This is a genomic window from Pseudomonas vanderleydeniana (assembly GCF_014268755.2).
GTDB lineage: Bacteria > Pseudomonadota > Gammaproteobacteria > Pseudomonadales > Pseudomonadaceae > Aquipseudomonas > Aquipseudomonas vanderleydeniana.
The window spans coordinates 1188941-1212646 of record NZ_CP077093.1 but is presented as its reverse complement, the minus strand read 5'-3'; the positions used below and the strand labels follow the sequence as shown (position 1 = coordinate 1212646).

23 protein-coding genes, 1 tRNA gene and 1 pseudogene are annotated in these 23706 nt (G+C 62.6%); 12 read left to right on the top strand and 13 right to left on the bottom strand.

Annotated features, from left to right (window positions below; translation table 11 throughout):
* Window positions 1–60: 60 nt before the first annotated feature.
* Window positions 61–426: a hypothetical protein gene (locus tag HU752_RS05425; protein ID WP_186686299.1), complete on the bottom strand. Its 366-nt coding sequence runs from the start codon at window positions 424–426 to the stop codon at window positions 61–63.
* A gap of 671 nt (window positions 427–1097) precedes the next feature.
* Between HU752_RS05425 and cra the strand changes: the two genes are divergently transcribed.
* Together cra and HU752_RS05415 are read left to right on the top strand one after the other, a co-directional pair.
* Window positions 1098–2093, top strand: coding sequence for a catabolite repressor/activator (cra, locus tag HU752_RS05420; protein WP_186686301.1), 996 nt, complete (start codon window positions 1098–1100; stop codon window positions 2091–2093).
* A gap of 2 nt (window positions 2094–2095) precedes the next feature.
* Window positions 2096–2887 carry a TatD family hydrolase gene (locus HU752_RS05415; protein ID WP_186686303.1) on the top strand — a complete coding sequence of 264 codons (792 nt, stop codon included), beginning with the start codon at window positions 2096–2098 and terminating at the stop codon, window positions 2885–2887.
* On the opposite strand, the gene HU752_RS05410 is transcribed toward HU752_RS05415, so the two are convergent.
* The 6 genes and pseudogenes from HU752_RS05410 to HU752_RS05390 all read right to left on the bottom strand — a co-directional run bounded on the left by HU752_RS05410 (window position 2862) and on the right by HU752_RS05390 (window position 9354).
* Window positions 2862–3260: a hypothetical protein gene (locus HU752_RS05410; protein WP_189656754.1), complete on the bottom strand. Its 399-nt coding sequence runs from the start codon at window positions 3258–3260 to the stop codon at window positions 2862–2864. The genes HU752_RS05415 and HU752_RS05410 overlap by 26 nt on opposite strands.
* A gap of 135 nt (window positions 3261–3395) precedes the next feature.
* Complete coding sequence (locus HU752_RS32050) at window positions 3396–4100, bottom strand: methyl-accepting chemotaxis protein (protein WP_437182356.1); 705 nt, start codon at window positions 4098–4100, stop codon at window positions 3396–3398.
* A 153-nt stretch (window positions 4101–4253) separates the two neighbouring features.
* Window positions 4254–4457: pseudogene (locus HU752_RS32045) on the bottom strand (HAMP domain-containing protein); the annotation flags it as partial.
* A 1189-nt stretch (window positions 4458–5646) separates the two neighbouring features.
* Complete coding sequence (gene ampE, locus HU752_RS05400; protein WP_186686307.1) at window positions 5647–6489, bottom strand: regulatory signaling modulator protein AmpE; 843 nt, start codon at window positions 6487–6489, stop codon at window positions 5647–5649.
* Window positions 6486–7049 (bottom strand): 1,6-anhydro-N-acetylmuramyl-L-alanine amidase AmpD, encoded by a 564-nt coding sequence (gene ampD / locus HU752_RS05395; protein ID WP_186686309.1) that lies wholly within the window; start codon window positions 7047–7049, stop codon window positions 6486–6488. The genes ampE and ampD overlap by 4 nt, the downstream gene beginning before the upstream one ends.
* 82 nt (window positions 7050–7131) lie before the next feature.
* Window positions 7132–9354 carry a DUF1631 domain-containing protein gene (locus HU752_RS05390; RefSeq protein WP_186686311.1) on the bottom strand — a complete coding sequence of 741 codons (2223 nt, stop codon included), beginning with the start codon at window positions 9352–9354 and terminating at the stop codon, window positions 7132–7134.
* A 358-nt stretch (window positions 9355–9712) separates the two neighbouring features.
* On the opposite strand from HU752_RS05390, the gene nadC reads away from it, so the two are divergent.
* The gene (gene nadC, locus HU752_RS05385; protein WP_186686313.1) at window positions 9713–10561 is read left to right on the top strand and encodes a carboxylating nicotinate-nucleotide diphosphorylase; all 849 of its coding nucleotides are present in this window, start codon (window positions 9713–9715) and stop codon (window positions 10559–10561) included.
* A 282-nt stretch (window positions 10562–10843) separates the two neighbouring features.
* On the opposite strand, the gene HU752_RS05380 is transcribed toward nadC, so the two are convergent.
* From HU752_RS05380 to HU752_RS05365, 4 genes are all read right to left on the bottom strand, one after another.
* Window positions 10844–11341, bottom strand: a complete 498-nt coding sequence (locus HU752_RS05380) for a methylated-DNA--[protein]-cysteine S-methyltransferase (protein ID WP_186686316.1) — start codon at window positions 11339–11341, stop codon at window positions 10844–10846.
* Entirely contained in the window at window positions 11338–12834 is a 1497-nt protein-coding gene (locus HU752_RS05375; RefSeq protein WP_186686318.1) for an AlkA N-terminal domain-containing protein, read from the bottom strand. The genes HU752_RS05380 and HU752_RS05375 overlap by 4 nt, the downstream gene beginning before the upstream one ends.
* A 120-nt stretch (window positions 12835–12954) precedes the next feature.
* Window positions 12955–13030: transfer RNA gene (locus tag HU752_RS05370), tRNA-Thr, on the bottom strand.
* 39 nt (window positions 13031–13069) lie between these two features.
* A complete protein-coding gene (locus HU752_RS05365) occupies window positions 13070–14428 on the bottom strand; it encodes an O-antigen ligase family protein (RefSeq protein WP_186686395.1) in 1359 nt (452 codons plus the stop codon).
* Window positions 14429–14611: 183 nt separating this feature from the next.
* Here HU752_RS05365 and HU752_RS05360 point away from each other — a divergent pair, with 183 nt between their 5' ends.
* The 6 genes from HU752_RS05360 (at window position 14612) to yacG (ending at window position 19864) form a co-directional block, all read left to right on the top strand.
* A complete protein-coding gene (locus HU752_RS05360; protein ID WP_437182355.1) occupies window positions 14612–15019 on the top strand; it encodes a pilin in 408 nt (135 codons plus the stop codon).
* A 226-nt stretch (window positions 15020–15245) separates the two neighbouring features.
* Window positions 15246–16946 (top strand): type IV-A pilus assembly ATPase PilB, encoded by a 1701-nt coding sequence (gene pilB / locus HU752_RS05355; RefSeq protein ID WP_186686332.1) that lies wholly within the window; start codon window positions 15246–15248, stop codon window positions 16944–16946.
* Window positions 16947–16949: 3 nt separating this feature from the next.
* Window positions 16950–18167 (top strand): type II secretion system F family protein, encoded by a 1218-nt coding sequence (locus tag HU752_RS05350; protein WP_186686335.1) that lies wholly within the window; start codon window positions 16950–16952, stop codon window positions 18165–18167.
* A 3-nt stretch (window positions 18168–18170) separates the two neighbouring features.
* Window positions 18171–19040: a prepilin peptidase gene (locus HU752_RS05345; RefSeq protein WP_186686338.1), complete on the top strand. Its 870-nt coding sequence runs from the start codon at window positions 18171–18173 to the stop codon at window positions 19038–19040.
* Window positions 19041–19664 carry a dephospho-CoA kinase gene (gene coaE, locus HU752_RS05340; RefSeq protein ID WP_186686341.1) on the top strand — a complete coding sequence of 208 codons (624 nt, stop codon included), beginning with the start codon at window positions 19041–19043 and terminating at the stop codon, window positions 19662–19664.
* Entirely contained in the window at window positions 19661–19864 is a 204-nt protein-coding gene (gene yacG / locus HU752_RS05335; RefSeq protein ID WP_186686357.1) for a DNA gyrase inhibitor YacG, read from the top strand. Before coaE ends, yacG begins: the two co-directional genes overlap by 4 nt.
* An 11-nt stretch (window positions 19865–19875) precedes the next feature.
* Here the strand turns inward: yacG and HU752_RS05330 are convergent, their stop codons facing one another.
* The gene (locus HU752_RS05330; protein ID WP_186686360.1) at window positions 19876–20091 is read right to left on the bottom strand and encodes a hypothetical protein; all 216 of its coding nucleotides are present in this window, start codon (window positions 20089–20091) and stop codon (window positions 19876–19878) included.
* Window positions 20092–20158: 67 nt separating this feature from the next.
* The gene (locus HU752_RS05325; protein WP_186686376.1) at window positions 20159–20857 is read right to left on the bottom strand and encodes an energy-coupling factor ABC transporter permease; all 699 of its coding nucleotides are present in this window, start codon (window positions 20855–20857) and stop codon (window positions 20159–20161) included.
* Window positions 20858–20990: 133 nt separating this feature from the next.
* Here HU752_RS05325 and HU752_RS05320 point away from each other — a divergent pair, with 133 nt between their 5' ends.
* From HU752_RS05320 to HU752_RS05310, 3 genes are all read left to right on the top strand, one after another.
* Window positions 20991–21620 (top strand): DUF1780 domain-containing protein, encoded by a 630-nt coding sequence (locus tag HU752_RS05320; RefSeq protein ID WP_186686380.1) that lies wholly within the window; start codon window positions 20991–20993, stop codon window positions 21618–21620.
* A 304-nt stretch (window positions 21621–21924) separates the two neighbouring features.
* Window positions 21925–22098, top strand: a complete 174-nt coding sequence (locus tag HU752_RS05315; protein WP_186686382.1) for a DUF3094 family protein — start codon at window positions 21925–21927, stop codon at window positions 22096–22098.
* A gap of 63 nt (window positions 22099–22161) precedes the next feature.
* A complete protein-coding gene (locus HU752_RS05310; RefSeq protein ID WP_186686384.1) occupies window positions 22162–23469 on the top strand; it encodes an NAD(P)/FAD-dependent oxidoreductase in 1308 nt (435 codons plus the stop codon).
* The last annotated feature ends 237 nt before the right edge of the window (window positions 23470–23706 follow it).

Here is a 23706-nt window from a genome sequence, read left to right as displayed (position 1 = left end):
AGGCCGACAAAGGCTTAGCCAGCGAGCCCAGCTCCCAAAGGCCGCTACCCTCCTGAGGTTCTAGCCGTTGCCGTCCCCTGCGGGGGATGTGGCCGAACCCGCCAGCAGCGCATCCACCACCGCCCTGGCCATTTCCACCGAATGCAGCATGCCCCAGAACAGCGTGCGCTCCACCGGGTTGGCATGCAGGCCGATTTCGTCGCCGTTCAGCTCGGCGACCGCCAGCAATTGCGAGACATAGCTCAGCGCATCGTGGGCAGTGACACCGGGCTGGATGACAAACAACGAAGCTTTGAGGGGATCGGTGTGGTCGACGGTTCTGGAGAGGGTCAATGCAAGGGAGTCCAGCAATCGGGCGGCATCACGTCGCGGCTGCGCAGGGTCACTGGAAACGGTAGGTGGATCAGGGGTGATTTTCTTCACCATGGTAGATCTCCGAGCTCATGAGAGGGGATCACCACACTGGCTGCGAAACAAGGGTGGCGAACTGTACGCAGGTTCGCAGACCGGTGAGCTTGGAAACCGGCAGGCATAAGCCTCCTGCGCACAGCCCGCCATAACGCAGACATGAAAAAGCCGCTTACGCGGCGCTGTGCGCCAGCTCACTACCGGGCTGCGAAACCCGCATCGCTGATTTGGCAGCGACCTCGGAAATGTAGACACGGCACTGAACGCACTCAATATTCTCCCATGCCAAAAACACGTAGGAAATATAAGTTCTTTTTGAAAGCTGTTTCTCCGCATTACCAGCCCCCATCCAGCCATGGACACCGGATGCCGGGCCTGATGACCGCCCCCCTGTGGCGAGCGGGCTTGCCCGCGCTGGGTCGCGCAGCGGCCCCAAAACCGCCCACCCGGTCTATCAGGCACAACACAGTGGCAGGTTTTGCGGCCGCTGCGCAGCCGAGCGTGGGCATGCCCACTCGCCACAGCCTCGCCCGATTCCTGCACCATGGAGCCGCCGATGAGGCTCCGGGGGCCTCAGACCTGTTCCCCTGCAACCCATGCCGCAGCTCCTTCCCAGTGTCATGGCTCGAAAATAGGATACGATCAACGAACATGCAGCCATGAGCTACAGCTAACAAGGAATCATCCGCTTGAAACTCAGTGATATTGCCCAACTGGCCGGTGTCTCCGTCACCACCGCCAGTTACGTCATCAACGGCAAGGCCGAGCAACAGCGCATCAGCAACAGTACCGTGGAGCGGGTACGGGCGGTGGTCGAACAATACGGCTTCACCCCCAACCCCCAGGCGGCCGGGCTGCGCAGCCGCAGGACGCACACCCTCGGCTTCATCCTGCCGGACCTGGAAAACCCCAGCTACGCGCGCATTGCCAAGCTGCTGGAGCAAGGTGCCCGCGCCCGCGGCTACCAACTGCTGATTGCCAGCTCCGACGATGACCCGCAGAGCGAACTCGAGCTGCTGCAACTGTTCCGCGCCCGGCGCTGCGATGCCCTGTTCGTCGCCAGCTGCCTGCCAGGCGAGGACGACAGCTATCGCCAACTGCAGGAACGCGGCCTGCCGATCATCGCCATCGACCGGGAGATGCAGCCCGAGCATTTCTGCTCGGTGGTCAGCGATGACCACCAGGCCAGCCTGCAACTGACCCGCAGCCTGCTGCAACCCAAGCCCCGGCATATCGCCCTGATCGGCGCCCGCGCCGAATTGAGCATCAGCCAGCAGCGGGCCGGCGGTTTCCAGCAAGCGCTCGACGGTTTCGCCGGCGAAGTGCTGATCGAGCACGGCGAGGCCTTCAGCCGCGAGTGCGGCCGGGAGCTGATGGATACGCTGGTCAAGCGCCTGGGCCATCTGCCCGACGCACTGGTCACCACCTCCTACGTGCTGCTGCAGGGCGTGTTCGATGCCTTGCAGGCGCAGCCGCTCAATCCGCAACCACTGCGCCTGGGCACGTTCGGTGACACGCAGTTGCTGGACTTCCTGCCGCTGCCGGTCAACGCCATGGCCCAGCAACACCAGTTGATCGCGGACAAGGCCCTGCAACTGGCCCTGGCCGCCATCGAGGAGAAGAACTACCAACCCGGCGTCCAGGCGATCGCCCGGACCTTCAAGCAGCGCATCCGCGAGGCTTGAACATGGAGCTGATCGACACCCACACCCACCTCGACTTCCCCGACTTCGATGCCGACCGTGGCGAACTGCTTGAGCGCAGCCGCGCCCTCGGCGTCGGGCGGATGGTGGTGCTGGGCGTCTATCGGGACAATTGGCAACGGGTCTGGGAGCTGGTGCAGGGCGACCCGCAATTGTATGCCGCATTGGGCCTGCACCCGGTGTACCTGGACGACCATCGCCCGAGCGATGTGAACGATCTGCGCGACTGGCTCGACCGCCTGGCCGGCCACCCGCAATTGTGCGCCGTGGGCGAATTCGGCCTGGACTACTTCCTCCCGCAACTCGATCGCGAGCGCCAGCAGGGACTGTTCGAGGCGCAACTGCAGTTGGCCGCGGACTTCAGCCTGCCCGCCCTGCTCCACGTGCGGCGCAGCCATGCCGCGACCATCGCCACGCTCAAGCGCTTTCGCCTGGCCCGCGGCGGCATCATTCACGCCTTCGCCGGCAGCCGCGAAGAGGCTCGGGAATACATCAAGCTGGGCTTCAAGCTGGGGCTCGGTGGTGCTGGAACCTGGCCGCAGGCGCTACGCCTGAGCAAGGTGATCGCCGACCTGCCACTGGAAGCGGTGGTGCTGGAAACCGACTCGCCGGACATGGCCCCGGTGATGTTCCCCGGCATGCGCAACAGCCCGGAACATCTGCCGGCCATCTGCCGAGCCCTCGCCGAACTCATGTCCGTCAGCCCCGAAACGCTGGCCGCCGCCAGCACCGCCAACGCCTGTGCGTTGTTCAACTGGTCAGCGAATCCGACCTGACGACGGGCTGCAGGATCAGGGTCAGCCGCTGCCGGTAGCGGGCGTAGCGCAGGGTGGCGAAATACAGCAGCAGTGCCAGCAGGGAAAAGTTGAGCTGCTCGACCACGCTGATCAGGCCGATCCACTCGCAGACCAGGGCGACCAGCAGCGAGGTGCCGATCAGGACGATCATGCTGGCCTTGAGCATCGACAGCGAGTCGAGCGCCCTGAAACGCTTGAGCTGCTGCGGGCAATTGAGTTGCACGGCCTTGTTGCAGCAACCACAGGCAAAGCTTTCATTGATGGCGATCGCATTCAGGTGCCAGGCACTGAGGGGGAATGTGCCGTTGCAGTGGGCACACACCCCGTTGATGCCGATGAGCGTCTCCTTCAAACCTGTTCCTCCCTAGTGGCCGGTGAAGCTGGGTAAACGAATGTTCGCTCATCCTGAGCAGAAAGGTCGGCCGCTAAAGAAAACAGGATTTTGGCTACACGCCAAGCAATCAAGTACTACAGACTGTTCCAATACTCATACCCGGAAGGCGCCAATCAGCTGTTTCAGCTCCACGACCTGGGCCGACAGTTGCCGGCTGGCGCTTTCGGTCTGGTGTGCACCATCGGCGGTGCGCTCGCCGGCGCGGTTGATCTCGACGATGTTCTGGTCGATGTCGTGGGCCACGGCGGTCTGCTGCTCGACGGCGGCGGCGATCTGCTGGTTCTGGTCGACGATCATGCCCACCGCTCCCAGGATATTTTCCAGGGCACGCTGGACCTTTTCCGATTGCCCCACCGTACCACCCGCCATCTGGTGGCTGGCGCCCATGGCCTTGACCGCCGCACCGACGCCACCGTGCAGCTTGCCGATCATCTGCTCGATCTCCTCGGTCGACTGCTGGGTGCGCTTGGCCAGGGTGCGGACTTCGTCGGCCACGACGGCGAAGCCGCGCCCCTGCTCACCGGCACGCGCCGCCTCGATCGCGGCATTCAGGGCCAGCAGGTTGGTCTGCTCGGCAATGCTCTTGATCACCTCGAGGATCTGGCTGATCGCCTGGCTGTCGCTCGCCAGCTGATTGATGACCTGCACCGACTGGTCGATCTCGCCGGCCAACTGGGCGATGCAACCCTGCTGGGACTCCACCAGCGCCCGGCCATTGAGGGTTTCGTCGTTGACACTATGGGCACTGCTGACCGCCGCCGCCGCGCTGCGCGCCACCTCCTGGGCGGTGGCCGACATCTGGTTCATGGCGGTGGCGACCTGCTCGATCTGGCTGCGCTGCCCGGCGACCGCCTGGTTGCTGCGGGCGGACACCGACTCGACCTGCCCGGCCTGGCGCTCGACCTCGCCGACCGTCTGCCCGACCCGCTCGATCAGGTCGTGGATCTTCGCCACGGTGCCGTTGAACACCGCGCCCAGCTCGCCCAGCTCATCGCGACTGTGGGCGACGAAGTTGACCGTCATGTCGCCCGCCGCGACCTTGTCCATCATCTGCCCGAGGCGGCGCAGTGTGGTGCGGGTCGAAGCGTAGAAACCGCCATAGAGATAGACGATCGACAGGAACACCACCGCCAGGGCCACCACCAGCAGGAGCATCTGCAGGCGCTTCTGCTCCAGGCGCTGCTGCAGTTCCTGGGCGAAATACGCCAGGGTCGCGTCATTGAGCTGATAGGTCTTGGCCATGACCGTGCTGACCTGTTCATAGAACGCCGGCCACGGCGCCTCCAGGGTCTCGGCCATCACCACCTGCTCCTCGAACAACTCGCTGGCCTTTTTCAGCGAGGCCTGGCTGGCGTTGGCCAGTGAATCGAGCGCCGCATGGGCGTTGCGGCTGCCGCCCAGGGCGTCCTGCAGCTTGAGGGCGTATTCGGCCTGCAGCTTCTCGATCTGCTGCAGCAGCTCGTCGAAGCGGGTGCTCGAGGATGAATTGAGAAAGCCCTGGCCGAGGGAATAGGCACCCATGGCGCGGCCTTCGCCGAGGGTCTGGGTGACTTGCGGGGTAACGCTGGTGACCAGCTCGCTCAGTTGGCGCAGGTCGCCCTGGGCGTCGCGGCTGAGGCCGGACTGGCTGGCGACGATCTTGCCGAAGATCTGCGCCTTGCCCAGCAGCTTGTCGATCAGTGCGCTCTTGCTCTGCAAGGAGGTCTCGGCTTGCTGGGCCTTGAAGGCGGCGATCAGCTCATCGCGCTTGGCGGTGAACAGTGCCAGTTGCTCAGGGTCGCCGGTTACCGCGCTCAGCCCTTGCAGCCGGGCAAGCACGCTCTGTTCAAGTTGGCTGATTCGCCCTTCCAGATCGCCGGCCTTGCCGGACTGGCCGAGTACGGCATTGATCTGCACCTGGTTGTTCAGGGTTTCCAGGTCACGTCGCAGGGCCAGGCTGCTGCCGAGCAGGTCCAGGCTCTGCAGCTCGACCTGGGTGGCGGAAAATTCGCGGTAGGAATCGCGCACCAGGTAGAAGTTGGTCACCAGCATCGGCGCGAAGAACAGCACGCTGATCAGGCTGAACTTCTTCCCGAAGCTCAGGCGATTCATCAGGGCGACGGCGGGAAATAGCAAACTCTTCACTAGAACGCTCCCTTTCCTATTATTTTTATAGTGGCGGCAGGGGCACAGGCATATAGCCAGTATCCGCAGCTACTGCCTGTATAACGTAATTTGAAAGAGAGTTTTGTAACTTAAGGTTAACCGGACCCGAGCAGGCAACCCATCGGGACGGTGGTGACCATGGGGTCGCCGTCGCGCGGGGCCGACGCCTCGAAAGCGCCAGACCCGGGGACACGGGTTTCTAGCGGATCAGCAACGTCCACAAGGCGAACCCGGCGTACCACAGCAGTGCCGCCCGCAGCAGCAGCTCCCAGAGGCTGTCCAGGCTGGAGACGCCATCGGACCCCTCTGCCGAAGCCGGCACTTCACCAGCGACGCGCCCGACCTTTTCGATCAGTTGCCGCGCGGTGATGTCCCAGTTGAGCAGTTCATGCAGCATGATCCGGCTGACCGCCACGAAGTTGCCGACCAGGGCCAGGCTCGCCGCCAGCAGCCGCACCGGCAGCCAGTCGAAGGCATGGCGCAGCAGGGTGGCACGCTCGACCAGCGCCGGGTTCTGGCTGCGCTCGACCGCCAGGGCCAGCAAGCGGTAGCTCAGGGCCGCCACCGGACCGAGCAGGAAATACCAGAAGATCACCACGAAGAAGCTCTGGTAGGCCTGCCACAGCAGGTAGCCCTGGACCTTCTCCAGCAGTTCCTCGCCGTTGTCGGCACAACTCAGGTTCATGTCACGCCGGGCGACATGCACGCCGGCCTGCAGGTCTCCACGACGCCAGGCATCACGGAACGGCCCCAGTGCCGCCAGCAGGTCGCCACGGCCCAGGCTGTAGACCACCACCAGCAGGTGTACCGGCAGGGCCAGCAGCCCATAGGCCACCGGTTGCAGCACCATCAACAGCAAACCGAGCAGAACCACCGGCAGCAGCACCAGCAGCCCCAGGATCAGCCAGGGCCGTTGCCCCCAGCGCGGGCTGGCCTCAAGCCGGGCCAGTTCGCCCAGCCAGGCGCCATCACGCTGGACACGCTGGCGCAAGGCCGAGAACTTCTCGATCCACACCGCCAGCAGCAGCACCAGAAAACTCATTGCGACTCTCCTTTTTCCAGCAGGGCGGCGCGCAGGCGCCCCCAGTCAAAACCCTCGCCCGGATCGGTCTTGCGTCCCGGGGCAATGTCGCTGTGGCCGCAGATCCGTTGCGGGGTGATGCCCGGGTACTGCGCCATCAACTGGCGAGTCAGGGCAATCAGCGAATGGTACTGCGCCTCGGTGAACGGCAGATCATCGGTGCCCTCCAGCTCGATGCCCAGGGAAAAATCATTACAGGTTTCACGCCCCTCGAAGCTCGACACACCGGCATGCCAGGCGCGTTCCAGACAGGAGACAAACTGCGTGACCTTGCCGTCACGTTCAATCAGAAAATGCGCAGACACGCGTAGGTGGGCGATACCGTCGAAGTAAGGGTGTTCCGTAATGTCCAGGCGATTCTGGAAGAACTCCTGGACCTTGCCGGTACCGAACTGCCCCGGCGGCAGGCTGATGTTGTGGATCACCAAGAGGGAAACTTCCCCTTCGGGGCGCTCGTTGAAGTTGGGCGACGGGCAGTGAACGACGGCCTGGCACCAACCCGTGGCGGGATCCAGCTGCATACAGATTCCTTCGAGGATGAAAGCGACTGCCTCAGTATGCCGTGAGAGCAGCCCCGATGGGCAGCAGCCGCGCAGAAAAACCTCAGCGTTTCTTCAGCCGCCGCAGATTGCCGATGACCGACGCCAGGGCGCGGTCGAACAGCAGCGTGTCGTCCAGCAACCGCACCGCGCCACGGCGGAACTCGACGGCCAGGCCCTGGGCGGTCCGCTCCAGCACCTTCATGCCGGTGCGGTTGACGAAGATGTACTTGCCGGTCGGATCGACGATCGCCGCCAGCTTGCACCGCTGGCTGTTCTCCTCGTCCTCGCGGAACTCGACCCAGTGGCCGATCCGCAACTGCCGAACCCACGACAGGCCGACATCGTTTTCCGGCAACTCCACCCTCCGCTCCTCGCGGCTGCCCTCATCAGCGGCACTGAGGACGATTTCCTCCAGCACCTCGACCATCGCCGGCTGCTGCGCTTCGCTCCTGGCCGGCTCGACACTCTGCTTGGCCAGGCGCTGGAACACCTGGACGTGCAGGCTTTCCAACTGGCTGAAGAACTCGCTGGTGGCGAATGGATCGAACGCCGCGCTGGCCAGGCCGTCACGCAGGGCCTTGAGCAGGCCGGGTACCAGCTCCAGCAGGCGTGGCCGCGCGTCGGCCAGCCCCTGGGGATCGGCGCTCCAGATCAGGTCGTCCATGGTCTGCAGGCCGGCCTGCCATTCGGTGGACTGCTCGCCGTGCTTGAGCCAGATGAGCAGCAGCACCTTGCTCCAGGCTTCCTGCAGCAACTGCACCACGACCTCAGGCAGGGTCTTGCCCAACAGCCGCTCGTTCAAGACCGCCTGGACCCGCTGCCGTGCCTGTTCGGCCTTGGCCCGACCCTCCTCGGCATCCCGGGTCCGCTGTTCGAGCAGTTCGCTGCGGCGGCGCTCATCGCTGGTGAAGACGAGGAAATCCGTGAGCAGCTCGGAAAAGATCGCCGGATCGTCGACGAAGTCGTTCAGCAGCCGCTGCACGATCTGCTCGATGCGCAGGTACAAGGCGTCACGCTGGTAGTCATCGCGGGCGCCCCAACCCATGGAGGCCGAGGCGATTTCGTTCAGCAGGCGGCGGGCCGGATGGCTGCCCCGGCTGAAAAAGCTCTTGTCCAGTACCGCCACCTTCAGCATCGGGATCTGCAGGCGGCCGATCAGCGCCTTGAGGCAGTCCGGCAGGTTGCGGTCGTCGAGGATGAATTCGAAGAGCATCGCGATCAGGTTGATCACGTCCTCGTCCATCCCGCCGACCACGCGCGACTTGCCGCTCTTGACGCTGACCCGGGTCAGCAGTTGCTCCAGCTGGTTGCGCAGGTCGAAATCGTCCGTCGCCGCCTGGGTCGGCACGTACTGCTGCAGGTGCGACAGCAGCCGCAACAGGTCGCGGGTGGAAATCGGCTGGATCTCGGAGCCGGCATCGAGCTTGGGGGCGACAGTGCCGCGTACATGCTGCAGCAGGTCCTGCAGCGCCGAGAACACTTCCTGGACACTGGCATCGAGGGTCGCGGTCCCCGGCCGCTGCGCTCCCGACTCATCCTGGCGTTGCCGCGCGTTCGCGGCCGGACGATCGGAGGAGCGCCGCGCCGGAATCGCCTTGAGCTCCGGCAGCACGCCGGTGGCGATCAGCAGCTGGTTGGCGTCCGCGTACAGGTGATCGGTATCGCGCAGGACATACTTTTCGAACAGCTTGAGGATGATCAGCTTGACCTTGATCTCCACCCCCAGGTCGCGCCCGGCCTCGAGGAAATACTCGCAGAGCATCGCCGGGCCCATGGGGTTGCTCTGGTCATCGAGGCGGCGGGTGACCAGCGCATTCAGGCGTGCGGTCAGCTGGCCGAGGGCCAGGCCATCGCGGCTGAGGACCTTGGCGACCATGGCGTCCAGGGCGACGGTCCGCTCCAGCTCATCGTTCGGCACCAAGGCCAGTTTGTCGTAGGCCATCGGCGTGGCGAGGGCCACCTCGTGGACATCGTACTGGCCCAGGGCAGCGAAGGCGTCGGCGAAGCGCTCATGGAAGCCGCGCTCAATGTGCTTGCGCTTGAGCCGCAGATCGCGCATGGCTTCGAAGAAGGTGTTCTGGTCAACGTTGTTCAGGGCCTTGTCAGCCATCTCGAACAGCGTGTCGTCGGCATTGTCGAACAGGGCCTGCAGCGCCTGGCGCAGCTGCTGCGCGGCCTTATCGCGCACCTGGAGCAGAACCACGGGCAAACGGGCGAGCGGCGACGGCGTCGCTCGTTCATCGGTAGCCTTGTGCAAAGGCACTACCTTCCCGTCGTTGTGCATCCAAGCCTCCCTCTGCGGTTCGTTGATCCAGCGTGAACAATCGGTGGGTACGTGGTCGCTGGCGACCCGCTCCCGGTAGCAGCCCAAGGCCACTATCGGCTATCGATAATCGGGGAATCACAGAGACGTCAAAGCTATGACGTCAATTACAAGTCATATTATCTTGCAAAAGATGTCACTTTTGCTAGCGAACTCTGCAACTCGTTTTTCACCTTGTCGCTGGTAGACCATCGCAGACGCAAAAAAGCTCACGCAAAACGACAAAATGTCGGTTTGCCAGCCTTGGGACGATGGGTGCGCCTTGGGTTGGGCGATGCCAGGGCCCTATAATCGAGGGACTTTGTTTGTGGAGCCCGTTATGCCGAATCTACGTCTCGCCGACCTCACCGCCGAAATCGAAGCCAACGTGCGCCGTGCGTTACTCGAAGACGTCGGCAGCGGCGACATCACCGCACAACTGATCCCCGCCGAACGGCTGGCCAAGGCCACCATCATCACCCGTGACGCGGCGACCATTGCCGGCACCGCCTGGGTCGATGCCGTGTTCCGCCAGCTCGACCCACGGGTCGCGGTGCATTGGCAGGTGCGCGACGGCGAGCGGGTCAGCCCGAACCAGGCGCTGTTCCACCTCGAGGGCCCGGCGCGCTCGCTGCTCACCGGCGAACGCAGCGCGCTGAACTTCCTGCAGATGCTCTCGGGCGTCGCCACCCACGCGCGCTACTACGCCGACCTGGTGGCCGACACCTCGGTCAGGCTGCTCGATACCCGCAAGACCCTGCCCGGCCTGCGCCTGGCGCAGAAGTACGCGGTAACCTGCGGCGGCTGCCACAACCATCGCATCGGCCTCTACGATGCCTTCCTGATCAAGGAAAACCACATCGCCGCCTGCGGCGGCATCGCCCAGGCCATCAGCGCCGCGCACAAGATCGCCCCCGGCAAGCCGGTGGAGATCGAGGTGGAAAGCCTGGATGAGCTGAAGGAAGCGCTGGCGGCCGGCGCCGACATCATCATGCTCGACGAGTTGAGCCTGGACGACATGCGCGAAGCCGTACGCCTGAACGCCGGCAAGGCCAAGCTGGAAGCCAGCGGCGGCATCAACGAAAGCACCCTGCGGCCGATTGCCGAGACCGGCGTGGACTACATCTCCATCGGTGCGATGACCAAGGACGTGAAGGCAGTGGACCTGTCGATGCGCCTGAGTCTCTGACGCCCGCCCAGCCCGCTGGCTTCACCCGACCTGTGGGAGCCGGCTTGCTGGTGATAGCGTTCTGACAGTCAACAACATGGTTGACTGAACTGGCGCAATCGCCAGCAAGCGGAGCGCCGCCCGGCCGTCTCCCACAATGACCGCGCCAGACTCGGAGGACCGCGCCCCTCTGTAGGCGCGTGGCTTGCCCGCGAATAGGCCCTCAAGTCTTGCCCACAACCATAGAGTCTCCCACAAGAGCGGGTTCGGTGTAGCCCACAGGTAGGAGAGCGGCACTGAGCCTCAATGCAACTGAAAGTGCCGCGCCTCATGCTCCAGCAACCACTGCTTGGCCGCCAGCCCGCCCCCGAAACCGGTGAGCGTGCCGTTGCTGCCGATCACCCGATGACAGGGCACGATCACCGGCACCGGATTGCGCCCATTGGCCGCGCCCACCGCCCGTGAGGCCTTGGGCCGATTGATCTGCTGACAGATCTGCCCATAGCTGGTGATGCCGCCGTAGGGGATCGTCACCAGCGCGTCCCACACCTCGCGTTGAAACTCGGTTCCGCGCATGTTGAGCTTGAGGTCGAACGCCAGCCGCTCACCGGCGAAATACTCCTCCAGTTGCCGTCGCACCAAGGCAAGTTTTTCCGGCGCATGCAGCCAGCCGTCCAGCGGCGTCTGCGGCCGGTAGTCCAGCTCGAAGCGCAGCTCGCGCAATCCATCGTCATCGGCAACCAGCATCATCGGCCCGATGGGCGAAGGGATCACGTCGTAGTAGATCTGGCTTGTGGTCATTTCCGGCTCCTGCGTATCAATTCCGACTCCACCGCCTGGCGCCACAGGTACATGACCGAATAGGCCCGCCAGGGGCGCCAGTCTTCGGCCATGGCCTGCAGGGCCCGGGTACTGAGTGGCGGACCCTCCGCCACCACCTCCCGCCGCAGGATCAGGTCCGCGGCGGGGAACGCATCCGGGTGACTGAGCACCCGCATGGCAATGTAATGGGCCGTCCAGTCGCCGATGCCCGGCAAGGCGACCCAGCTCCGAACGAAATCCTCCAGGCGCTGCTCGGCCCGAAAATTCACTCGCCCTTCCATCAGCGCCCGGGCAATGCCCTGGATGGTCGCGGTTCGGGCACGGATGACGCCGATCGACCCCAGGTCGGCGTCGAGCAGTTGCTCCGGCCTCGGGAACAACCGATCCAGCCCTGGCGCTGGCGGCACTTCGAGTACGCTGCCGAAGTGGGTCACCAGGCGCGCGGCCAGGGTGCGCGCCGCCGCGACGCTGACCTGCTGCCCCAGCACCGCCCGCACCGCCACCTCGAAGCCGTCCCAGCCACCGGGCAACCGCTGGCCGGGATAACGCTCGACCAGCGGCGCCAGCACCGGGCTCGCGCCCAGGGTCGCGGCAATCGCCTGTGGATCGGCATCCAGGTCGAACACCCGCCGAATCCGCGTCACCACCGGCAACATCTGCGCCGGTGGCACGTTGAACAGCTCCAGCTTCAAGGCATGCGCCCCACCGGGCCAGGCGCTGACCTGCAACCAGCTAGGCGACTCGGGATTGCCGAAGACCCGGCGATAGCGGCCCTCCCCGACCACTTCGATACCCGGCAGGGCCCGGCCGGCGAGAAAACCGAGCAAGGCCTCGAAGTCGTAGGGCGGCCGATAGCCCAGACGCAGGACCAGCGAATTGTCGGCGGTCGTCCGAGGCGTGCGTCGCAATTCCCGAGGCGCAACATGGTTGGCCTCGGCAAACGCCGAATTGAACCGCCGCAGGCTCTGGAAACCCGAGGCCAGCGCCACTTCGGTGATCGGCAGGGCGGTTTCGGTCAGCAACTGCTTGGCGAACAGCAGGCGCTGGGTCGCATGCACCGCCATCGGCGGCGCGCCGAGGTGCTGGACGAACAGCCGGCGCAACTGCCGCCCGCCGACATCCAGGCGCGCGGCCAGCTCGTCGAGCGAGTGCTCGGCGAGAAAACCCTCGTGGATCAGCTTCAGGGCCCGGGCTACCTGGTGCTCGCCGTGCAGCCAGACGCTGTTGCCTGGCGCCAGTTCCGGGCGGCAACGCAGGCAGGGCCGGAAGCCCAACGCCTCGGCGGCGGCGGCGCTGGGGTAGTACTGCACGTTCTCGACCTTGGGCGGTCGCGCGGGGCAGACCGGCCGGCAGTAGATGCGGGTGCTGAGCACGGCGGTGAAGAACACCCCGTCGAACCGCGCATCGCGGCTCAGGCGGGCCTTCTCGCAGATCTCGGCAGGGGGAAATGGCACGGCGTTTGTCCTGTTCATGGGCGCAGGTTAGCACCGGGCATGGAGGCGTACTCGCCATTTTCGGACAGCAATGACCAGGACTGTCGCAGAATATTCCAGGCAATAAAAAACCGGCCTGGTGGGGCCGGTTTTGGGGGATGGTGCCGGAGATAGGAATCGAACCTACGACCTTCGCGTTACGAGTGCGCTGCTCTACCGACTGAGCTACACCGGCGTGGCGCTAACGCTAGCATCGGGCGACGAACGGAGCAAGCTAATCGGGCTTGATCGCGATTACGCCTTGTGCCCAGAAGCGCGGCTGGAGATGACCACCATATTGTTGCTGGTAGAGCTTGTTGCGCTCCTCCAGGTGCGGCACGTCGCGGATGACCACGTAGACCAGGAACAGCACGGCGGCGGTGCTGATGCCCATCCAGGACCAGTGGATGAGCGCATTGGGTTTGGCGGGTTCGCTTTTCCAGACGTGAATGCCCATCAGCCAGCCGACCACCAGGGACAGCCACAGCTGGGAGTACGGCATGACGATCACGCCGTCGACCATGGATTGAGTCAGCGCGCCGATCAGGCTGGCGAACAGGCAGACACGCAGCAGGTCGACCGGATCGTTGGAGTCGGCGCGTTCGCGGACCAGGCGGAAAGTGGCCCAGAGTCCACGGCCGACCAGCCACATCACCAGCAGGGTGGAGGGGATGCCCCACTCGCAGGCCCACTGCAGGATGGCCTGGTGCGGGTGGGCGGCGATGGGGTTGTGGATATCGGCGAAGTGCATGGGGCCGAAGCCGAGCCAGGGGCGTTCGCGGATCATGTCCCAGGCTTGTTGCCAGAGGGGGCCACGGCCGGAGAGGGAGGTGGTGAGGCGGTCGCTGGCAGCGTTGGTGACCTCGATGCCGAGATAGCCGGTTAGTACGTTGAACAAGAGCCAGTAGAGGGTGATGCCGAGAGCGACGGCAAGGAGTTGCCAGGCGATCCAACGTTTGCCGGAGTGGCCGGCGATGAACAGCACGCAAGCTGCTGCCCCCATTCCTAGCCAGCTGCCGCGAGTTCCACCGGTTATACAGATCAACCACCAGAGGGCCAGGAGTGAGAAGACCAATACACGGGTAGAGCGCTGAGCGTGGGATAGCAGCAACGGAAGCGTCAGCAACGGCAGGGTGAAGGTTTGGAACTGACCGTAGAAGCGTTTGTTGGAGAAGCCTGCAATCAGGCGATCAGTATCCAAGACCGCAGGAGCAGTCATAAAAACATCAAGCCCGACAACCAGAAATTGAAAGGTCTTGATAGCGCAAAGCAATACAAGGAACAGCAACAAGGCTCTGTCACCCTCCTCACTCAAGGTAACCCTTGCCACGGAAAAAGCCAATGCCGCGAGGCATAAACCAACAGCCAAGGACAGCTCGACAAGGCCCCATTGCGGCTGGCGTGCCCCCAATGAAGAGCAGAGCCCCAGCAGGGTCATGAGGGAACAAGCAGTGCCAGATAGGCCGTCAAGCCTCCTCGCTGCAATCAGAGGAGTCAAAGACGCCATAAACCCCAGCGCCGTCAGCAAGACGAGAGCCTGAATAGAGCGCTGCCAGTCATGCCCACTGACTGGAAGAGAAATCGATACAGCCATCAGAACAAGACAGGCCAGCAGGTAAATTTTTCCTTTCAAAATGAGTGCACTATCAATAAATGAATTGGAACCAAAAAGCAGAGCAACGGCTATTACTGCTTTGGCACGTGACTTGCTGAGGATCCAGAAAAGCGCCAAACGTCAAAAAACAGAATCCATCAAGAGGTAGTACCCATGAACGCGATGCAAAAGGGCTTTACGCTGATTGAACTAATGATCGTTGTGGCGATCATTGGCATTTTGGCAGCTGTTGCGCTACCGGCCTATCAGAACTACACGAGAAAGGCAGCATACACCGAAGTTGTAGCAGCTATGGATCCGGTCAAAACAGCAATCACCATCTGTTTTCAACAAACGTCTGCTATTGGACAGTGCAACACTGCGGCGCTCTTGAATATCACGCTACCGACCAACCAAGCGGGCGGGGCCCTGAACACCATTGCCGTCTCGGCAGCAGGTGTAATCACCGCAACCCCCAACGCCTACAAGGGGATCGCTGCGGCCGATACCTGCACTCTCACACCAGATGCAAACTTTCAATACTGGACTTACGGTGGGAACTGTGTGACCAATGGGTATGTCAAAAACTAACGTAACCTAAGTGGTATCTGGCAAAACCCTGGAGTTAAGAGCCGCCGTAAGTACTTCGCTACGGCGGTTTTTCATGTCCCCAAAAAATATCGCAGTGTTTTATCAAGCAGACGGTAGCGTGCTACGCCACGACAAAAAATGACATTTTTTGTCACCCCCACGGTCAAATTTGGCACCGCCGCCCGACTAGGCTATAAGACTCCAAGTGTATGTGCCTGGTGCTCCAATGAACGATATCGCCCTTTCCGGCCTGGCCAAGCAACTGGTCGCGGCCGAGCTGATTACCGACAAGAACGCCCAGCAGGCGTTTCAGCAAGCCCAACGCAATCGGATCTCACTGGTCAGCTATCTGGTACAGAACAAGTTGGTAAAAAGCCGCCAGGTCGCAGAGGTCGCCTCCGAGCATTTCGGTGTTGCCCTGCTCGACCTGAGCTGTCTCGACAAGGAGAGCCAACCTAAGGGCTTGGTCAGCGAGAAGCTGATCCGCCAGCACCACGTCCTGCCCCTGTGGCGTCGAGGCAACAAGCTGTTTGTCGGCATCTCGGACCCGAGCAACCATCAGGCGATCACCGATATCCAGTTCAGCACCGGCCTGAACACCGAAGCCATCCTGGTCGAGGATGACAAGCTTACCGATGCCATCGACAAGTTCTTCGACAACCACGTATCAGGCATCGACGACATCGGCGATATCGACCTGGACGGCCTGGACATCGAGTCGGTCGACGATAAGAAGCACGAAGCCATTGCCGGTCAGGACGCGGATGACGCGCCAGTGGTGCGCTTCGTCAACAAGATGTTGCTGGATGCCATCAAGGGCGGCTCCTCCGACCTGCACTTCGAACCTTATGAAAAGATCTATCGTGTGCGCCTACGTACCGACGGTATGCTGAAGGAAGTCGCCCGGCCACCCATTCACCTGTCTGGTCGGATCGCAGCACGCCTGAAAGTGATGGCCAGCATGGATATTTCCGAGCGCCGAAAACCCCAGGACGGCCGCATCAAGATGCGGATTTCGAAGACCAAGGCCATCGACTTCCGGGTCAACACCCTGCCGACCCTGTGGGGCGAAAAGATCGTGATGCGGATCCTCGACCCTTCCAGCGCACAGATGGGTATCGATGCGCTGGGTTACGAGCCAGACCAGAAAGAGCTCTACCTCTCAGCCCTGAAACAGCCTCAGGGCATGATTCTGGTCACCGGCCCCACTGGTTCCGGCAAGACCGTCTCGCTGTATACCGGCCTGAATATTCTCAACACCGTGGACATCAATATCTCCACCGCCGAAGACCCGGTGGAGATCAACATGGAAGGCATCAACCAGGTCAACGTCAATCCGAAACAGGGCCTGGACTTCGCCCAGGCCCTGCGCTCGTTCCTGCGCCAGGACCCGGACGTGATCATGGTTGGTGAGATCCGCGACCTGGAAACCGCCGAAATCGCGATCAAGGCGGCCCAGACCGGCCACATGGTGCTGTCGACCCTGCACACCAACAGCGCCGCGGAAACACTGACTCGCCTGCAGAACATGGGCATTCCCGGCTTCAACATCGCCACTTCGGTCAGCCTGATCATCGCCCAGCGTCTGGCACGCAAGCTGTGCTCGCACTGCAAGAAGGAAATGGATATACCCGAGGAAGCCCTGATCAAGGAGGGATTCCCATCGGAACAGATCGGCCGGTTCAAGATCTACGAACCGGTCGGCTGCGACCAATGCAATGGTGGCTACAAAGGTCGTATCGGTATCTACGAGGTGGTGAAGAACACTTCCGCACTTCAGCGCCTGATCATGGCCGAGGGCAATTCGATTGAAATCGATGAGCAGATGCGCAAGGACGGTTTCAACGACCTGCGGACCTCAGGCTTGCGCAAGGCCATGCAGGGACTGACCAGCCTGGAAGAAATCAACCGGGTGACCAAGGATTAAGCCATGGCAACGAAAGGGGCAAAAGTCAGTGTTTACGCCTGGGAGGGTACCGACAAGAAAGGTACGAAGATGACCGGCGAGCTGAGCGGTCACAACCCGGCGCTGATCAAGGCCCAACTGCGTAAACAAGGAATAAACCCGGGCCGGGTACGAAAAAAGGGCGTTTCGATATTCAGCAAGGGTAAACGCATCAAGCCGCTCGATATCGCCCTGTTCACTCGTCAGATGGCAACCATGATGAAGGCTGGAGTGCCGTTACTACAGTCCTTCGATATCATTTCAGAAGGCTTCGACAACCCGAACATTCGCAAGCTGGTGGACGAGATCAAACAGGAAGTGGCTGCCGGCAACAGCTTCGCTACGTCGCTGCGCAAGAAACCGGAGTACTTTGACGAGCTCTATTGCAACCTGGTCGATGCAGGCGAACAGGCCGGTGCCCTGGAAAGCCTGCTGTCGCGGGTGGCCACCTACAAGGAAAAAACCGAGGCACTCAAGGCCAAGATCAAGAAGGCCATGACCTACCCCATCGCGGTGATCCTGGTGGCGATTGTCGTGTCCGGCATTCTGCTGATCAAGGTGGTGCCACAGTTCCAGACTATTTTCGCCAGTTTTGGCGCGGAGCTGCCCGCTTTCACCCTGATGGTGATTGGGCTTTCGCAAATCCTCCAGGACTGGTGGCTGATTGTTATCGGTGGCCTGGTGGCGGCAGGCTTCGCCCTCAAGCGCACCTATAAAAAATCGGAGAAATTTCGCGATGGGCTTGACCGTGCCCTGCTGAAACTTCCCATCATCGGGCAGTTGCTCTACAAATCCGCCGTGGCCCGCTTCGCTCGAACGCTGTCGACTACTTTTGCCGCAGGCGTGCCCCTGGTAGAAGCTCTGGACTCCGTGGCTGGAGCTACCGGTAACGTCGTCTTCAGAAATGCGGTCAATCGCGTGAAGCAGGATGTTTCCACGGGCATGCAGCTGAACTTTTCCATGCGCGCGACCGGTGTTTTCCCCAGCATGGCCGTCCAGATGACATCTATCGGCGAAGAATCCGGAGCCCTCGACGACATGCTCGACAAGGTCGCGACCTACTACGAAACCGAGGTCGACAACAGCGTCGACAGCCTCACCAGCCTGATGGAGCCGCTGATCATGGCCGTCCTCGGCGTCATCGTCGGCGGCCTGGTGATCGCCATGTACCTGCCCATTTTCAAGCTTGGCCAAGTGGTCTAACCGATGTCCCTACCCGATTTCCTGGCCAGCAGCCCGCTGGCCTTCGTTTTTTTCGCGCTCGTTCTCGGCCTGGTCGTCGGCAGTTTCCTCAATGTCGTGATCTGGCGGCTGCCGAAAATGCTCGAACGCGACTGGCGCGCTCAAGCCCATGAAGTACTAGGCCTGCCGCAAACCGAACCCTCCACGACCTATAACCTGCTGCTACCCCATTCCCACTGCCCACACTGCAACCACCCGATCCGCGCCTGGGAAAACCTGCCACTGCTCAGCTACGCCCTGCTGCGCGGCAAATGCTCCAGCTGCAAGACGCCGATCAGCAAACGCTACCCGCTGACCGAACTGGCCTGCGGCCTACTTTCGGCATTCATCGCCTGGCACTTCGGTTTCGGCTGGCCTGCCGGGCTGATGCTGGTGCTGACCTGGGGGCTGCTGGCGATGAGCCTGATCGACGCCGACCACCAGATACTCCCGGACGCCCTGGTGCTGCCGCTGCTTTGGCTGGGCCTGATCGCCAACCACTTCGCAATCTTCACGTCCCTGGGTGACGCCCTCTGGGGCGCTGTTGCCGGCTACCTGAGCCTCTGGTCGGTGTATTGGGTGTTCAAGCTGCTGACCGGAAAGGAAGGCATGGGCCACGGCGACTTCAAGCTGCTGGCGATGCTCGGCGCCTGGGGTGGCTGGCAGATCCTGCCCTTGACGATCCTGCTGTCCTCACTGGTCGGCGCCCTGCTCGGGCTGATTCTGCTGCGCCTGCGCAACGCACAGACCTCGACGCCGATCCCCTTCGGCCCCTATCTGGCAATTGCCGGCTGGATTGCATTGCTCTGGGGTGGTCAAATAACCACTTCCTATCTGCACTTTGCCGGTTTCTGAATGACCACACCCGCTTCAAAACCCTGGATTCTCGGCCTCACCGGCGGCATCGGCAGCGGCAAGAGCGCTGCCGCCCAGCACTTCATCGATCTGGGCATCCATGCCGTGGATGCCGACCACGCCGCCCGCTGGGTGGTGGAGCCCGGTCGCCCGGCGCTACTGAAGATCGCCGAACACTTTGGCCCGGGCGTGCTGCAGGTCGACGGCCAACTGGACCGCACCGCGTTGCGCAAGCTGATCTTCGAGGACGCCGAGCAGCGGCGCTGGCTGGAAGCGCTACTGCACCCGCTGATCGCCGCCGAGATCGCCAGCCACCTGGCCCAGGCCCAGTCGCCCTATGCGATCCTGGTGTCGCCGCTACTGATCGAATCCGGCCAGTACGCCACAACCCGGCGCGTGCTGGTCATCGATGCGCCGCAAGCGCTGCAGATCGAGCGCACCCTGCAGCGTGACCAGACGAGCGAGGCACAGGTGCAGGCCATTCTCAAGGCCCAGGCCACGCGCGAGGAACGCCTGAAATACGCCGACGACGTGCTGGTCAACGACCGCGACCGCGCCTGGCTGCACAGCGAAGTCGAGCGTCTGCACAACTTTTACCTGACTTTACAAGGAGGCCGAACATGAGCCAGCCCCTGACCGTCGAATGCCCTACCTGCGGAGCGCCCGTGGAGTGGAAAGCGACCAACATCAACCGCCCCTTCTGCTCCGACCGCTGCAAACTGATCGACCTGGGCGCCTGGGCGGCGGAAGAGCACAAGATCCCGGTCGCCCCGGACGCCGAGGACGAACTGTTCTCCGAAGAGCTGTCGCCACGTACCCACTGAGTCACACGGGATCAGGGCCGCATGAAGCCGTAGTCCTGATCGTCATCAAGGTTCTCGGCGAGAAACTGCAGCTCGTCGGCCAGGTCCTCGGCACTGCGCAACGCCTTGCTCTGCTGCACCACCGCGCTGAGCAGGGCACGCAGCCCCAGCCCCGGTTCGAATCCCGCCAGCTGCGCGGCCTCCACGCTGGCCCGCACTTCCTGACGCGCCCACTCGTACACACTCATCACTGCGCCCCTCCCCGGGTGTTTTTCCGAGCATGAGCGTCATGCGGATCGGCTTACTTGATGCAGATCAACGAGAGTTCCCGGGCGGCTCGTTGTCCTTCCACGGCGCCGACAGGTAGCGTGTGCGGTTGAAGGTTTCCAGCCATTCGGGGCAGAACACCACCAGCGCACTGATCACCGTGCCGTTGATGAACGCCTCGGGAAAGAGGATCAGCCACAGGTAACCGATGAAGTCTTCCAGCCACTCCGGCATCGCGAAGCGCCCGTCGAACCACAGCAACGCCAGGCTCGCCAGCAGGCACAGCAAGGCTGCCAGGGCCGCAGCGAAGAACCCCGAACAGAAGATGTAGACGAAGGGATTGCGTGGCTGGGCACGCTCCACCAGCACCGCACAGGCCTCGGTGACCAACACTGGCAACAGGATCAGCAACGTGCCATTGACGCCCAAGGCTGCCAGGTCCTGCCGCCCCAACAGCACCAATCCGAGTTGCGCGACCAGTGCACCGACAATCGCCAACGGCCAGTCGAGCAGCAAGGTGACCGCGGTCAGGCCAATGAAGTGATAGGACACGCCACTGTCGAAGTCACGACGCAGCAACCAGAGCAGGAACAGGGCGAACACGGTACCGAACAACAGGTGCTGACGACGACTGTCGGTGAACAGCTCGACCCACGGCGAACGCCAGACCGCCCACAGCACCACCGGCAGATAGATCAGCCAGCCAATGACCAGGCTGGCAGGCGACAGCAATTGCGCACCGATCATAAGCACCTCTGCGTCACACCTGGAACTCCCTGCCCGGATAAGCCCTACAGTCTACACGGGCAATACGCAGACAGCCCGGAGAAAGTCCCCGGGCCACTTCCTGCTGTCACGATTTCAACGCTAAGCTTGGGCCATGGACGACTCAGACTTCTTACGCTTGCTGACCATCCAGGCCGAGCAAGCCAACACGTTTCTCTCCAATGCCCGCAAATGGGAGCGTGAGCGTTGGGTCTGCCAGCGCCTGCTGCAAGGGCTGAACGTCCCCTACCACAACGATGATTTCCACCCTGCCGGCCAGGAACCACCGGACGTGCTGTTTCGCGAGGCACGCTTCGAAGTGTTCTTCGTGCTCGACGAAGGTCGACGCCTGAACGACGAATGGCGCGAGGAACTGCAACGCCGGCGCAGTGCGTTTTCCCTGAGCCAACTGGTGCGTCGCGAAGCCAAGCCCAGGCGCATTCCCGCTTCCGAGCTGCTGCTGCGCCTGGCACCGACCCTGCGCAAGAAGGCCCACAACTACAAGGAGCGCGGCCTGGACCTGAGCGAACTGGACATCATCGCCTTCGCCAGCCTCAAGCGCGAAGTCCTTGACCTCAACAGTCACTTCCCGCCCCCCACCGAGTATCTGCGCCAGGGCTGGCGCTCGTTGTCACTGGTGGGACCGACCTTCGCCCGGGTGCTGTTCGCCCACCCCGATGCGCCCGACTTCCTGCGTGGCAACCTGGGGCGCAGCATCGTCTTCGACGTAGGCATCAGCCTGTAATTTCATGACGAGATTGCCGACGGGGCGATACAAAGCGTTATCATCCACCTTATTCGCTCACCCATGAGAAGCTTCTCTTGGCGGCTATGCTCAAATGAACGCTGCAGGGTTTCAGGGAGTGGGGGCATAAGGAGACTCGGTGTCGTCCCGGCTGTCTGTTCGCTGATGAATCCGGCTCCCACAGGGGCGTGCGACACAAATCCTGTGGGAGCCGGATTCATCCGCGAACGGGATATCAATGCCCCCTCCAACCCACATGTAGCGTTTGCACATTCGGCAACGTCTATCTGAAGAGACCTTCTTTATGAGCAGCCGCCTGAACCCGGAAGACCAGAAACATGTCGACGAGTACCTGCAACTCTCCCAGCACCAAGTCGAGCGCCGGCCCTTTCGGCCGTGGATGCTCCTGGTCGTGGTGCTCGTCGCGGTGATCGGCCTGGGCCTGCTGAGCCGCCTCCTGAGTTATCTGGCGCTATGAGCTGCCTCGCGCTCGCCCGGATAACGCAGGCACAGATTTCCTTTAGCCTTGCGAGATATCCCCATGACCCATCGTATCGTGATCGTTGGCGGCGGCGCCGGCGGCCTGGAGTTGGCGACCCGCCTGGGTAAGACCCTGGGTAAGCGCGGCAGTGCCAGCATCGTGCTGGTCGACGCGAACCTGACCCACATCTGGAAGCCCCTGCTGCACGAAGTGGCCGCCGGCTCCCTGAACTCTTCGGAAGACGAACTCAACTATGTCGCCCAGGCGAAATGGAACCACTTCGAGTTCCAGTTGGGCCGCATGAGCGGGCTCGATCGCGCCGAGAAAAAGATCCAGCTGGCGGCCACCTACGACGAAAACGGCGTGGAACTGCTGCCGGCCCGCGAACTGGCCTATGACACCCTGGTGATCGCCGTCGGCAGTACCACCAACGATTTCGGCACCCAGGGCGCGGCGCAGCATTGCCTGTTCCTCGACACCCGCAAGCAGGCCGAGCGCTTCCACCAGCAGTTGCTCAACCACTACCTGCGCGCCCATGCCGGGCAGAACGACGCGCCGGAACAGATGATCAGCGTCGCCATCGTCGGCGCCGGCGCCACCGGTGTGGAACTGGCTGCCGAACTGCATAACGCCGCCCATGAACTGGCGGCCTATGGCCTGGACCGGATCAAACCGGAAAACATGCACATCACCGTGATCGAGGCCGGCCCAAGGGTGCTGCCAGCCCTGCCAGAGCGGATCAGCGGACCGGTGCACAAGACCCTGGAAAAACTCGGCGTGCGGGTGATGACCAACGCAGCGGTCAGCGAAGTGACCAACGAGAGCCTGATCACCGCCGATGGCCAGGTGATTCCGGCCAGCCTGAAAGTCTGGGCCGCCGGTATCCGCGCGCCTGGCTTCCTGAAGGACATCGATGGTCTGGAGACCAACCGGATCAACCAGCTCCAGGTTCTGCCAACACTGCAGACCACTCGCGATGAAAACATCTTCGCCTTCGGCGACTGCGCGGCCTGCCCGCAGCCGGATAGCGACCGCAATGTACCGCCACGCGCGCAGGCGGCCCACCAGCAGGCGTCGCTGCTGGCCAAATCGCTGAAACAACGGGTCGAGGGCAAGGCCGGTGCGCTGCCGGAGTATCGCTACACCGACTATGGTTCGCTGATTTCGCTGTCGCGTTTCTCGGCCGTGGGTAACCTGATGGGTAACCTGACCGGTAGCGTGATGCTGGAAGGTTGGCTGGCGCGGATGTTCTACGTGTCGCTGTACCGCATGCACCAGATGGCGCTGTACGGCACATTCCGTACGTTGATGCTGATGCTGGGAAGTCGGATTGGGCGCGGGACCGATCCGCGGTTGAAGTTGCACTGATCGAGCAGCGTGTCGGCGGGGCGGCCTTGCAACTGTCCTCGCCGGCAATGGCTCATGCCCGCAAGCAGCATGAAAAAAACAACTGTAAAACTCGCGAATACGATAGGCCCGGCATTCGGCGCGCGCAGGCTTTGGGGGCGCTTTGCACCCCAGCGCAGGCAAGCCTGCTCACCACATGGGGCTTGCGCGCCATAGTGGGATTTACCTGTCAGTTAGCTGGGAGAAGTTATTCAGGAC